This window comes from Amycolatopsis lexingtonensis (assembly GCF_014873755.1).
Taxonomy (GTDB): Bacteria; Actinomycetota; Actinomycetes; order Mycobacteriales; family Pseudonocardiaceae; genus Amycolatopsis; species Amycolatopsis lexingtonensis.
In genome coordinates this window covers 10,657,856-10,670,304 of the sequence record NZ_JADBEG010000001.1, presented here as the reverse complement: position 1 = coordinate 10,670,304, position 12,449 = coordinate 10,657,856, and the positions used below count along the sequence as shown (strand labels likewise).

13 protein-coding genes are annotated in these 12,449 nt (G+C 69.1%); 9 read left to right on the top strand and 4 right to left on the bottom strand.

The window, feature by feature from the left end:
• Positions 1–5 precede the first annotated feature (5 nt).
• Positions 6–692 (top strand): histidine phosphatase family protein, encoded by a 687-nt coding sequence (locus tag H4696_RS49305; RefSeq protein ID WP_086860229.1) that lies wholly within the window; start codon positions 6–8, stop codon positions 690–692.
• Here H4696_RS49305 and H4696_RS49300 read toward each other — a convergent pair.
• Positions 676–1,422 carry an ABC transporter permease gene (locus tag H4696_RS49300; protein WP_086860230.1) on the bottom strand — a complete coding sequence of 249 codons (747 nt, stop codon included), beginning with the start codon at positions 1,420–1,422 and terminating at the stop codon, positions 676–678. The genes H4696_RS49305 and H4696_RS49300 overlap by 17 nt on opposite strands.
• A gap of 17 nt (positions 1,423–1,439) precedes the next feature.
• The gene (locus H4696_RS49295) at positions 1,440–1,898 is read right to left on the bottom strand and encodes an MmpS family transport accessory protein (protein ID WP_086860232.1); all 459 of its coding nucleotides are present in this window, start codon (positions 1,896–1,898) and stop codon (positions 1,440–1,442) included.
• 157 nt (positions 1,899–2,055) lie between these two features.
• Here H4696_RS49295 and H4696_RS49290 point away from each other — a divergent pair, with 157 nt between their 5' ends.
• The 4 genes from H4696_RS49290 to H4696_RS49275 all read left to right on the top strand — a co-directional run bounded on the left by H4696_RS49290 (position 2,056) and on the right by H4696_RS49275 (position 5,631).
• On the top strand, positions 2,056–2,919 hold the full coding sequence (locus H4696_RS49290) for a helix-turn-helix domain-containing protein (RefSeq protein ID WP_249026996.1): 864 nt from the start codon (positions 2,056–2,058) through the stop codon (positions 2,917–2,919).
• A 106-nt stretch (positions 2,920–3,025) separates the two neighbouring features.
• Positions 3,026–4,003: a substrate-binding domain-containing protein gene (locus H4696_RS49285; protein WP_192782976.1), complete on the top strand. Its 978-nt coding sequence runs from the start codon at positions 3,026–3,028 to the stop codon at positions 4,001–4,003.
• A 338-nt stretch (positions 4,004–4,341) separates the two neighbouring features.
• Positions 4,342–4,923, top strand: a complete 582-nt coding sequence (locus tag H4696_RS49280; protein ID WP_192782975.1) for a MerR family transcriptional regulator — start codon at positions 4,342–4,344, stop codon at positions 4,921–4,923.
• A gap of 51 nt (positions 4,924–4,974) precedes the next feature.
• On the top strand, positions 4,975–5,631 hold the full coding sequence (locus H4696_RS49275) for an RES family NAD+ phosphorylase (protein ID WP_086861703.1): 657 nt from the start codon (positions 4,975–4,977) through the stop codon (positions 5,629–5,631).
• On the opposite strand, the gene H4696_RS49270 is transcribed toward H4696_RS49275, so the two are convergent.
• Positions 5,628–5,894, bottom strand: coding sequence for a hypothetical protein (locus tag H4696_RS49270; protein WP_143265141.1), 267 nt, complete (start codon positions 5,892–5,894; stop codon positions 5,628–5,630). The genes H4696_RS49275 and H4696_RS49270 overlap by 4 nt on opposite strands.
• Positions 5,895–6,692: 798 nt before the next feature.
• Here H4696_RS49270 and H4696_RS49265 point away from each other — a divergent pair.
• From H4696_RS49265 to H4696_RS49250, 4 genes are all read left to right on the top strand, one after another.
• On the top strand, positions 6,693–8,420 hold the full coding sequence (locus H4696_RS49265) for a hypothetical protein (protein ID WP_143265140.1): 1,728 nt from the start codon (positions 6,693–6,695) through the stop codon (positions 8,418–8,420).
• A gap of 15 nt (positions 8,421–8,435) precedes the next feature.
• A complete protein-coding gene (locus H4696_RS49260; RefSeq protein ID WP_086861701.1) occupies positions 8,436–9,080 on the top strand; it encodes a thymidylate synthase in 645 nt (214 codons plus the stop codon).
• 187 nt (positions 9,081–9,267) lie between these two features.
• Positions 9,268–9,915: a class I SAM-dependent methyltransferase gene (locus H4696_RS49255; protein WP_158104334.1), complete on the top strand. Its 648-nt coding sequence runs from the start codon at positions 9,268–9,270 to the stop codon at positions 9,913–9,915.
• Between the two features lie 4 nt (positions 9,916–9,919).
• Positions 9,920–10,474 carry an ATP/GTP-binding protein gene (locus tag H4696_RS49250; protein ID WP_158104333.1) on the top strand — a complete coding sequence of 185 codons (555 nt, stop codon included), beginning with the start codon at positions 9,920–9,922 and terminating at the stop codon, positions 10,472–10,474.
• 3 nt (positions 10,475–10,477) lie between these two features.
• Here H4696_RS49250 and H4696_RS49245 read toward each other — a convergent pair whose 3' ends face one another.
• Positions 10,478–12,418: a S9 family peptidase gene (locus H4696_RS49245; RefSeq protein ID WP_086861698.1), complete on the bottom strand. Its 1,941-nt coding sequence runs from the start codon at positions 12,416–12,418 to the stop codon at positions 10,478–10,480.
• Positions 12,419–12,449: the final 31 nt, after the last annotated feature.

The following is a 12,449-nucleotide window of genomic DNA, read 5'->3' as shown; positions in this document are numbered from 1 at the left end:
GGGCCATGAGCACCCCGGAGCAGGAGATCGAGTACCGCCAGCACCGCTTCAGCCCGCCCCCGGGCGCGACGGAGATCTTCCTGGTGCGGCACGGCGAGTCGGCTCCCGCCCGCGGCGACGACCCGTTCGAGCTGGTCGACGGCCAGGCCGACCCGGAGCTGGCGTCCGACGGCCGCGACCACGCCCGGCGCGTCGGCGACCGGCTGGCCGGCGAGCGGATCGACGCGATCTACGTGACGACGCTGCGCCGCACGGTGGAGACCGCGGCCCCGCTGGCCGAGAAGCTCGGGATCACGCCCGTCGTCGAGCCGGACCTGCGCGAGATCCACCTCGGCGACTGGGAGAACGGCCTCTTCCGCAAGTACACCGCCGAAGGCCACCCGATCGTCGAACGGCTGTGGAGCGAGCAGCGCTGGGACGTCATCCCGGGCGCGGAGTCCGACGAGACCTTCGGCGCCCGCCTGCGCGGCGCGCTGACGCGGATCGCGGCCGCGCACCCGGACCAGCGCGTCGCCGTGTTCACCCACGGCGGCGTGATCGGCGAGGTGTTCGCGCAGGCCAGCCGCTCGGTCGAGCGGTTCGCGTTCCTCGGCGCGGACAACGGCTCGATCTCGCACCTGGTGCTGCACGGCGACACCTGGATCGTGCGGCGCTTCAACGACACCGCACACCTGGCTACGCCGCTCGGCTGAGCTTCCCGGCCGCGACGAACTGCACGGTCACCAGGATCGAGACGGCTTCGGCGGCGAGCAGCCCGATCAGCACCAGCACCTGCGTCAGCCCGGCTTCGATCGGGCCCGCGCCGCCCAGCAGGACGCCGACGTAGGCGCCCGGGAGCGTCACCAGGCCGACCGTGCGGGTCTGGTCGAGGGCGGGGATGAGCGCGTGCCCGGCGCTCGGGCGGCAGATTTCGAGGGCGGCCGGGCGCGGCAGGAACCCGAGGGCGAGGGCGGCTTCGTACTCGCCGTGCCGGGCCTTCAGCTCGTCGAGGGCGCGGCGCGCGGCCTGCGACGTCGCGGTCATCGCGCCGCCGATCACGATGCCGGCGATGGGCACGACCGAGATCGGCTTCAAGGGGACGACGCCGGCGCCGAGGACCAGCGCCAGCACGGGCGCGACCCCGGCCGCGATGGCCAGCGCCGTCCACGGCAGGTTCGCCCAGGTGCCGGCGCGGCGGGCCGACGTCACCGCGGCGATGCCGAACATGAGCAGCACGAACAGGCCGGTGAGCGGGAACGAGCGCAGGACCGCGGTGATCACCAGCGAGACGGCGGCGAGCTGGGCGATCGCGCGGGCGGCGGCGATCAGCACGTCGCGGCCGCGCCCGAGACCGCCCAGCCGGACCACGGCGGCGCCCGCGACGGCGAGCAGGACCAGCACCGCCACCAGGGCGGGCCCGAAGGTGATCGCGGCGTCGTTCACGCCGCAGATCCTGCCTCTCAGACGGCGCAGCTGAAGAGGCGCCCTGCCTCGGCGACGGCTTTCTCGGCGACCACGACGCCGTCGACGAGGATCCGGCAGCGCAGCTCGCCGGGCCCGGGGTTCTGCGCGGCGATGCTGTAGAACTCGGTGCGGTCGGCGGGGCCGGTCCGGGTGAAGGTCACCGACCACGGCGTGGCGACCCGGGCCTGCTGCGCGAGCGCCGAGCCGGCGGCGGCGTAGGTGACGTTGCGGGCGCCGTCCGGCCCGAGCAGTTCGTAGACGACGGTGCGGCTGACGGTCCGCACGGCGGCCGGCGCGACCGGCGCGGCCACCGGCTCTTTCGCGGCGGGCCCGCGCGCGGACCGCGGCACGATGAACGACGTCACCGCGAAAGCCGCGGCGAGCACACCCAGGACCACTACCACGCTCCCGGCCGTCCGGGCGCGGTGCTCGCGGGTCGCGGTGGGAACACCCATGGAGAGGTCTTCTCTCGTCGCGCGCACTTCCGTCGAGTGCGTCGCCTATATCTCGCCGTGACCTAACTCCGCGTTAGCCACCCGTGCCGAGAAGTCCAACTTTCACCCAAACGGGTGCGGCTCGGATTTTGTCGGACCCCGGGTGCATGATCGGGGTGTGTACGAAGAGGCGGCGCCACCCGCACGGCTGGCGGGCGTGGCGCGCTGCGTGTGGCGATCGGCTCCGGCGGGCCCGAAGCGGATCGTCCCGGACGGCTGCCTGGACCTGGTGGTGGGCGACGGCGAGGTGTTCGTCGCGGGCCCGGACACGGCGGCGTGGTCCTCGGTGACCGGCCCGGGCGCGGAACTGCAGGGCCTGCGCTTCGTGCCCGGCCGGGCGGGCGCGGTCCTCGGCGTAGCGGCGGACGAGCTGCGGGACAGCAGGGTCCCGCTGGCCGAGCTGTGGGGCCGCGAGGGTGAGCTGCTGGCGGAGCGGTTGCTGACGGGCGAGGTGACCCCGGCGGAGGCGGTGGCGTCCTGGCTGCCGGCGGTGCCGCCGCCGGACCCAGCGGTGGCGGAGCTGGTGGCCCGGCTGGAGGCAGGCGTGGCCCGGGTCGCCGACGCAGTGGCGCTGCTCGGGGAACGGGTGGGGACCGGCGCTGCAACTTTCACGCAGCCAACGGATCGCGGCCAGGCACCCCCTGTTCCCGCCCGGCAAGCGACCAACCCGGCGACTGCAGCGACGTCACCGGATCTCGCCCCCGGCTCCTCCTCCATCGGCGAACGACGGCTGCGCCACCGATTCGTCCAAGCCGTCGGCTACGGTCCCGCCACCTACCTCCGCGTCAGCCGCTTCCAGCGCGCCATCGCCCTCGCCCCGCACGCCCCGAACCTCGCCGCCCTCGCCGCCTCCGCCGGGTACGCCGACCAAGCGCACCTCAGCCGGGATTGCCGGGCGCTCACCGGGCTCACCCCGCGCGCCTACTTCCACCCCACCTCCACTGTGGACACCACCACGCGTGATCGGCGCCATTCGGCGTAACCCGCGCGGACAACCGGAAGTGGGACGTTCACCCCGCAAGGTAAGCGGACGGTAAACCACTACCGGGAGCGCTATCCTCCCTTCGACGAGTGATCAGGGAGGGCGTGTGGCCACCATCAGCGACGTCGCCGCGCGGGCCGGCGTCTCCACGGCGACCGTGTCGCGCGCGCTCAACGGGAAGTCCACTGTGGACCCCACGCTGGCCGCGCGGGTGCAGGAGGCGGCCGCCGAGCTCGGGTACCACCCGAACGGGCTGGCGCGGAACCTGCGGCGGCAGGAGACCGCCGTGCTCGCGCTGATCATCTCCGACGTCGAGAACCCCTTCTTCACCGCCATCGCGCGCGGCGTCGAGGACCTCGCGCAGCGGTCCGGCTACTCGGTCGTGCTCTGCAACTCCGACGAGAACGAAGACAAGGAACGGCGCTACATCGAGGTCGCGCTACAGGAGCGCGTCGCCGGCGTGGTGCTGTCCCCGACCGGGCGGTCGACCAACGTCGAAGGCCTGCGCCGCCAGGGGACCCCGCTGGTGGCGGTGGACCGGCCGTTGCCCGCCGCCGCGGGCGACCAGGTGCTCGTCGACACGCGGCACGCCGCCGCCGAAGCCACGCGGCACCTGCTCGCCGGCGGGTACCGGCGCGTCGGGTGCCTGACCGGGCCCGCCGGGGTCCGCACCGCCGACGACCGCCTCGCCGGGTACGGCGACGTCGTCGGCGAGGCGAACGTCCTGTCCCGGCGGGCGGAGTACCGCGCCGAGGGCGCGCGGCTGGCCGCGCTCGAACTGCTCGACGAGCCGGCCCCGCCGGACGCGCTGCTCGTCGCGAACAGCACCATGGCGATCGGCGTGCTCGAAGCGCTGGCGTCGCGCGGCCTGCGCCCCGGGCGGGACGTCGGCATCGTCTCGTTCGACGACGCACCCTGGACGACGCTGATCGATCCGCCGCTCACGGTGGTCGCGCAGCCGGCGTACGAGGTCGGGCGGGTGGCCGCGCAGCTCCTGCTGGCCCGGATCGCCGACAGCAGCCGCGACGCGACCACGACGACGCTCGAAGCGCGACTGATCGAACGGAAGAGCTCCCGGCGCTGACCAAGGGAGCGACGTGCCCGGGGAGCCGGCTCGTGCCGGGCCCCCCAGGCACGCCCCACCCCCTGTGTCCCCCATGACCGGCGCGGAAACCGCCGGATCCCGTGAGCACGGAGCGGAAATCGTTTACTCACACGGAACGTAGGACCGCGAGCCCGGAGTGTCAAGGCACCGCGGGTCTGGACAAGCTCGCCCGATGCGGTCAGACTGACCGACAGTTGCCTACTCAACGTGTTTTGTGATGTGCGGTAAGTGTCGATCTTTGGTGAATTCACCCACAGACAGGGCAAGAAACCGCACGAACCCGCACACGCGCGCTGTTTCGGGTTAACCTGAGTCCCATGTCTGTAGCGCTGGAGAACATCCTCGCCAAGGCGGGCCTGAAGGTCGACGCGAACGAGTTCCTCACGCTCGTCGAAGACGCGGCGCGCAGACTGTCCCCACCGAATCCGGATCCCTCGCACTACTTCTCGGCCGACCAGCGCGCCGCGCTGACCGACGTCGGCCTCGACCTTTCGCCGCGGCGGGAGGACGAACCGGACTTCCGGGCGCGCACCGTCGCCGCCCACGCCGTGCTCGCCGAGGGCGCGATGAGCGTCAACGAGGCCGCGAAAGCCCTCGGGGTCGACGACAGCCGCATCCGGCACCGCCTCAAGGAAGGCAGGCTGACCGGCTGGAAGGACGGCGGCTGGAAGCTCCCCGCCTGGCAGTTCGCCGGCTCGGGCGTGCTCCCCGGCCTCGAGGTCGTGCTGAAGGCGCTGCCCGAAGACCAGCCCGCGCTCGTCGTCGCCGCCTTCATGAGCACACCGCAACCGGACCTGGTGATCAACGACCACGCGGCGACCCCTCGCCAGTGGCTCTTGTCCGGGGGTGATCCGGACCACGTCGCCCGCCTCATCGCCACGCTCGGCTCGCCACTCTAGGCTGGACCTCCCCGAGCAAGATCACCGACAAGGACGGACCACCCCCGACCCATGGCCCGGCTACCGCTGCCGCCCGCCCGATCCGTCCTGGTCCGGCAGCTGAACCGCGCCGACGACGTGGTGACGGTCCAGCCCGCGACCAGGCTGGTGCGGATTTTCACGGCGCACGGCAACCACCCCCAGCAGTGGAATTCGTTCCGCTACACCGGCCCGCTCCCGCACGGCCGGTTCGACCAGCAGCCGCCCGGCCGCGGCGGCGCGCCGGTCACCGATCCCGCGAACGGGGTCCTCTACTTCGGCCTCACGGTCCGCACGTCGATCGCCGAGGTCTTCCAGACCAGCTCGACGGTGGACCGCCGCACGCGCGGCCCCCGCCTGGTCGTCGTCCGCCCGACGCGCACGCTGCGCCTGCTCGACCTGACCGGCCTCTGGCCGACGCGGGTCGGCGCGTCCCAGGAGATCTCGAGCGGCCCGAAGAAGCTGACGCAGGCGTGGGCCCGCGCGATCCGCGGCGCGTTCAGCGACCTCGACGGCCTCTGGTACCGCTCCTCGATGGACTCCGGCGACCCGGCGATCTGCCTGTGGGACCCGCCGGCGGGCGCGGCCCTGCCGATCGCGCCGGACGTGCTGCTCCCGCTGGACCACCCGGGACTGGACGTCCCGCTGGGCCGGGTCTGCGAAGAGCTGAACTACACGCTGCTGAACTAGTTGTGGCCTCCGAGGAGGTTGGACCAGCCGGGTGATGATTGACCGGCCTCCGACAGATTCGGGATGACTCCGAGCCCTGAGCAGGTGCCGCGCCGGCCATCAGATCGGCAGGCAGACGCGTTATCCGACAGCAGGCGTTCGACGCTTATGCCGCGGGCGGCGAACTGGCCACCGCCCAGCGCAGGACGACCGGTGGCGGCGGTTTCGTCGGTGTGGATCGCGTCGTGGGCGATGCTGGAATGGTGGTCGAGCGCGCTGTACACGAACGCGTTCCGAGCTTGGGCTGCGGTAGGCGTTGCGCGGTGTACCGGGTGTCGCGTGCGGTTTCTTCGGCCTCGGGCACGGCGAGGAACCAGTGTCCGCTGCCCTCGGGACGTTGCCGAACTTGGTGACATCGACGTGGATGAGCGAGCCCCGGGTGGTCGTGTCGTGGCGACGCAGCGCCTCGCCGGTGACCCCGGTCGAAGTCGGTGAGCCGATTGATCCGGCAACGTACTGGCACCGCGTGCACGATCGAGGCCGGGATGCCAGGCTGGCTGGCCGTCTGAACCGGGCCCAGCCGGCGCGGCCATCGCGGCCGGACGATCGCCCGCAGCAGGTACTCGGGATGCGGGGCGGGCGTGCGCCGCAGTCAGCCATTCCGGCCGCGCCTCCAGCGCGGTAGTGCCGAGCCCACTTCGGGCGGTCTGGTAGCGACCATGAACATCTTCGCTACCGGGGTGGAGGTCCAGTCCTGTTCGACGATCAGACGGGCCGGTCGCAGCCAGGCGCGTGGGGTCAGGGTGGGCACGAAGGCCTCCGGCGGGTAAACCGGTTCGCAGACAACTGAACTTCCCAACCTGAGGCCTTCACCTGTCTGTAGGGCAGGCCGCCACCGGTCACCGCAACTCAGGACCACGTCACCCGACATCACAACCAGACTTCGAACAACAGCGCCCCGGGAGGCCCAGCGCCCACTTTGCGAACAATGGTCATTTCCTGGACATGTTCCAGCAGCCGGAAAGCCAATGTTAACCTGAGATGTGTCGAACGCCGAGTGGGCCCCGAAGCACTATTCGATCATGACTTTGGATATCGAGGGTTTCGGCTCCAAGACGCGCACAGATCCAATCCGCGCAGGCCTCCGGCGCACACTCGAAGCAATCGTCGAATCCGCTACAAGCTTGCTCCACACGGATGAACCGTTGGTGGCAAACGGTGACACCGGCGACGGAAAATGGATGCTTTTTAGTCCAAATGTGCCGAAAACTGAACTGATCATGACACTCCTGCCCGGTCTCGAGACACGCCTCCGCCACCACAATTCCACCGCGAGCAGCGCGGCCACCATCAGGCTCCGGATCGGCGTCCACCACGGGGAGTTGATCAAGGACGACGCCGGCTACTCGGGAGAAGCCCTCAACCACGCGTTCCGGATCATCGACAACGGAGCCGCTCGACAGGCGCTCCGCGCCTCATCAACAAGCAGCGTGCCGGTCTTCTCCAGTGACTTCTACGACAAGATCATCCGCCCTGGGTACGGCTCCATCGACCCTGCCGAGTTCGCGCCAATCCGTGTCGAAAACAAAGAGACCTCCACCGTCGTCTGGATCAAGCGAGCCACCCAGCCACTGGACCAGGAATTCGCACCGCCGCCAAGCCTGCCCAAGGCCGATCCGGCGACGTCGACCTTGGGCGAGCGAACGCGCAAGCAGGTCCTGACGATCAGCGACCTCCCGCCGACGAGTCTCTACGTTGCCATCTCCGACATCCACAACGCGCGTCTCTACGGACGAGGCCTGCCGGAAGCTCCGGTGCGACAACACATCGAGGCCGCTTTGCTCCTGGCCAACAAAATCGTTGTACATTGCGCCGATCCGTACCGATCCAAGACGGTGGCCGACACAATAACGGAGCTCCTACCCTGCGTCGAAGCGGGCGACCTTCTTTTCCTTCTCGGCGAGAACGTCGAAGATCCGACAAGTCACTTTCGCGGCTACCTGGATTACAAGATCGATCAGTACGGAAAATCTCGCTACGGTAGCCGAGATGTGAAGTCGTTGACCGAGGTCGACGGAGACGCGACCGAGCGGACCGAAGCTTTGATAAATCGAAGCCCCTTCGCACTCATCCGAGGCTTCTCCGGAGCAGACGGCTTTATTCGTGCAGCACGGGACGACCTCCAACCGGGCGAGTCGATCACCATTCGCGAGCACTACAACAGCAGCGCGGTCAGCAGGCTTAGCCTGACACTTCGCCAATTACTGGACCTCACCCATTTGGGACACGATGGCAGCTTGAGTCGCACCGTAGCCCACGAAGAGGCCGTCGGCGCTTTGCAGGCCGACGTGGAGCGCTTGGCCGGGCACTTCTCCTTCTCACGCCAAATCCTGATGGAAGCGCTCCGCCACGGCACCGGACTGAGCCACAACCACCCGCTGGACGAGGTGTTCGAAGAACGGGTGAGCCTGGTGCACCTCATCGGCACGATAGGACCACTCACCCACACGGAGGTCACCCACCGGCGCGACCGGCTCAGCCCGTACTACTACCACCACCTCCTGGATCACCTCAGCCTCCTCGCAGAGGCCCCATTGCCGAAAACGTTCGGCAGCAAGCTGGTCCTCGAACTGAGAGCACTGCCTGGTTGGTGGCACTTCGCATCCCACCACCTGCGGCTCGTTGCCGACGCGATACACCGGCAGGTCGCCGGCGAACGCGCCGTGGACCTCGGCAACTCCTACCGCTGGTCACGACGCAAGCCAGAATTCGAACCAATCAGGTCGATCGTTCGTAGCCATTGGATCTGAGGAGGAAAACGGACGATGTTGCCCGATCAGGTGCGCATAACACAAATCGGACTCAACCCGTTCGTCCAACTGTGTGACGCATGGCTCGACTGCCTGAGCACTGTAATGAATCACGGACAGGACATCACCGACGACGGCATAGGAATCCGCGAGTTACTGAATGTCACCATTTCAGGAAGCCTGAGTGCCGCCGAGGACTTCATTGCCGCAGGAGCCTCACCCGCACGCATCGACCTCATGATGCGCAAGTACCACTCGGACACCACCGTTCCGCCCTACACGATGAGCTATGGGGCACTCTTCAGCCATCACGAAGGGATTAATCAAGTCGCCTGGCTGGTGGACAGGTTACGTTGGAAACGCGAAACAAAGTCCGCTACCATTGGCTTCCACGCACCCGGCAGCAAGGAGCTCAGTTGCATCTCTCTTTACGACGCAAAGATCCGCAATGAAGTTCTGCACACAAACGTCGTCTACCGCAGCCAGAACGTTTTCGCAAGCCAGCCCGGCAATATTGTCGCCTTGTCGTCATTTCACCGTGACATCGCAGCTCGTGTCGATGCCCAAGTCGGCCCCATCACCATCCACATTCTTTCGGCGCATATCTATCACCGTGACTTCACAGACGTAACGAGGATCTTGGAGCACCAATGCAGGTAGCCGCCGGAACAGGATCACCAGCCGATCGGAGTCAGGACCGGTGCCAGTGAGACAACATCGCGCGAAAAGGGTAAGCGCTCAGGCCAGCGCCCGACTGGCGGCCGAGTGGGACGAGTTGGCGCCTCATCGCGAAGAACTGATAGCGAGCGGACGCGACCTCAGTTACCGGTACATCCTTCTCCCGTCGTTGACAAGCCTGCTCGGGGACGCTCTCAAGGGCGGCCACCGCGTCCTCGATGCCGGTTGTGGCACCGGCACCTTCGTTGCCCAGCTCGCCGCAGAACATCCGGAAACCGCTTTTGTAGGCATTGATCCCAGCGTCACCAGTGTCAGGATCGCAAGAGGACGGCGAGATCCGCTGCCAAACGTGGAGTTCCGCGCAATGGCCGTGGAAGAGTTGCTTGCCGACTCTTCACGAGACCAGCTCTTCGACGTGATCATCGCCAACATGCTGCTACAGAACGTAGCTTCGTTCGACGACGTGGTCGCGGCGTGCGCAAAACTGCTCGCTCCTGGGGGCAAGTTCGTCTTCGCGGTACCACATCCGTGCTTCTGGTCGCGATACTGGCGCTACGACAAAGAGAGCTGGTTCCGGTACGAAAACGAAGTGTGGATCGAAGCGCCGTTCCAGACCTCGCTGTCCCGCGACTCGGAACTCAGGACCACGCACGCCCACCGCCCGCTGAACGCCTACATCAACGGTCTGATCCGCGCCGGGCTGGACATCAGTGAGCTCAGTGAACCCATGCCCGATGCAGGGGTGGAAGGCGTCTACCCAGTGGCATGGGAGTTTCCCCGGTTCCTCCTCGGCCGCTGCCAACTCGCAGCGACCTGAGCCGATGAAGATCGACGGCGTGACCAAGGTGCTCCTCAGCGGGAGCTTCTCAACCGGCAAGACATCCACGTTGAGCCTGCTGCACGAAGCGCTGGAACACCGCGGTGTCCCGTCGGTCGTCAGGCTCGAACCAGCTCGCCACTGTCCCCTGTCCCTGGACCTGCACCAGGACGTCGATACAGCTCGGTGGTTGATGGGCGACCTGATCAGGGAGGAAAGCGAGCTGGTGTCGCGGCCGGGCCTCCGGGTCGTCCTCTGCGACGGCGGGCCGCCCGACATACTCGTGCACACCCCGGGGCATCCGGACCCGGAAGCCACCTTGCTCGGCTTGGCGCGTAGCTGGCAACCGACCTATGACTTCGTCTTCTGGGCGAGGCCGGACATCGCTCAGCCCATCGCTGCCGACGACGTGCGAGTTGTCGACGAAGGGTACCGGCAACGGATCGACACTGCTCTGCCTGCGGCCTTCGATACGCTGAGCGTGACCTCGCACCAGCTTCCTCATCGGGGTACCGACCGCGTCGCCGTGATCCTCAAACAACTCGGCGTCATGCCATAACACTCACAGGTGCCGGGCCCACCACTCCAGGACCGCCTCGAAGCGCTGCACCCGGTGCCGCGGCCGGCCCGACCGGGTCAGCTCGTGGCCCTCGCCCGGGAACAGCAGCATCTCCGCCGGCGCGCCCGCCCGCCGCAGCGCCACGAACATCCGCTCCGCCTGCTCCAGCGGGCAGCGCCAGTCCTGCTCCGAATGCACCACCGCGAACGGGATCTCGATGCGGTCGGCGTACGAAAGCGGCGACCGGTCGCGCTGCACCTCGGGGTCGGACCCGATGTACGCGTCGACGAAGAAGTAGCCGATGTCCGAGCTGCCGACCATCGAGTCCCACGCGTTGACCGCGCGCTCGCTCCACGCCGCCTTGAAGCGGCCGCCGTGGTGGGCGGCCAGCCAGCTCGTCATGAAGCCGCCGTACGAACCACCCATGACGCCGACGCGGGAGGCGTCCAGGTCCGGGCGCTCCAACGCCTTGTCGAGCAGGGCCAGGACGTCGTCGACGTCGACCGTGCCGAAGCCGTGCGTGATCGCGTGGCCGTGCGTCTGGCCGTAGCCCGCCGAACCGCGGGGGTTGCCGACGACCACCGCGTAGCCCGCCGCCGCGTACACCTGGGCCTCGTCGAACACCGCCCACTCCTGCTGGGTGAACGGGCCGCCGTGGATCACGCGCAGCACCGGGTGCGGGCCTTCGCCCTCGGGCAGCACCAGCCAGCCGTGCACCGGGTAGCCGTCCGGCGCGGTCGTCTCCAGCTCGATCATCGGCCGGATGCCCTTGTCCCGCAACGGCTTCGAGTAGTCGGTCAGCACGCGCGGCTCGCCGTCGCCCAGGAGCACGACCTCCCCGGCGGTCGACGGCGTCGCGATCACCGCCGCCAGCACCGAGCCGTCGTACGAGAACGACCGCAGCGCCGTGCGGTCGGCGTAGACCACCGCCAGGTCGGCCAGTGGCGCGTCCGCGGCGTCGACGGAGACCGCGCGCAGCTCCACCGCGCCGCGGTTGCGGACGGCCACGAGCACGTCGGCGCCGCGCGGGGCCGGGGCGCCCGCCGAGGCTTCGCAGTCCACCGTTTCGATGTCGGTCAGCCGGCGGGCCTTGACCGGGCCGGCGCCGAACTCGGGCGTCGCCGCGTACAGGCCGGTCATCGCGGCTTCGCGGTGCTCCGCAAAGGACTGTCCGAAGTAGAACAACGTACCGTCCGCGCCGAACGCCGGACGCTCGCAGAACCCTTCGCCGCGCACGAGAACTTCAGGCTCGCCACCCTCGGCGGAGATCGCGCAGACGTCGCGGAAGTCGCTCTCGGCCGCGCCCCACTCCGGCGGCGCGACGAAGACGACGCGCGTGCCGTCGGGCGTCCAGACCGGGTGGCTCGCGTCGAACCCGGCGCCGGTCAGCGGCTCGGGCGCCTCGGCGGGCTCGGCCGCGTCGACGACGAACAGCCGCTGCACGCGGTCGCGCACGAAGCCGACGTCGTCGAGCCGGTAATCCATGCGGGTGATCCGGCGCGGGGCCTCGGCGGCCGGCTCCGGGGTCTCGCCGTCGGCGTCCTCGGTCCCGTAGCGCCCGGCCTCGGGCACCCGGGCGGTGAACGCGATCCGCCGCGAGTCCGGCGCCCACACCGGCTCGCCGGCCCCGAGGTGCAGCGACGTCAGCCGCCGCGCCTCGCCGCCGTCGGACGGCATCACGTGCAGCTGCGGGCTGCCGTCGGCGCCCTTGCCCTCCCCCGCGCGGAGGAACGCCACCCAGCGCCCGTCGGGCGAGATCGACGGGGCGGAGTCGCGCGGACCGTGCGTCCACGCGGATTCGCCGCCGTCGAGCGACACCCGGCGCAGCGCGCTGCGGGCGGCATCCGCCTTCAGATCGGGTTTGCTCAGCGCGGTGAGCAGCAGGTTTCCGCGCAGGGCGGGACGGCCGGGGACGACGAGGTCTTCGATGTCGGCAGGACGCACGCCCCCGACCGTACCGGAAATCTTTAGCGCT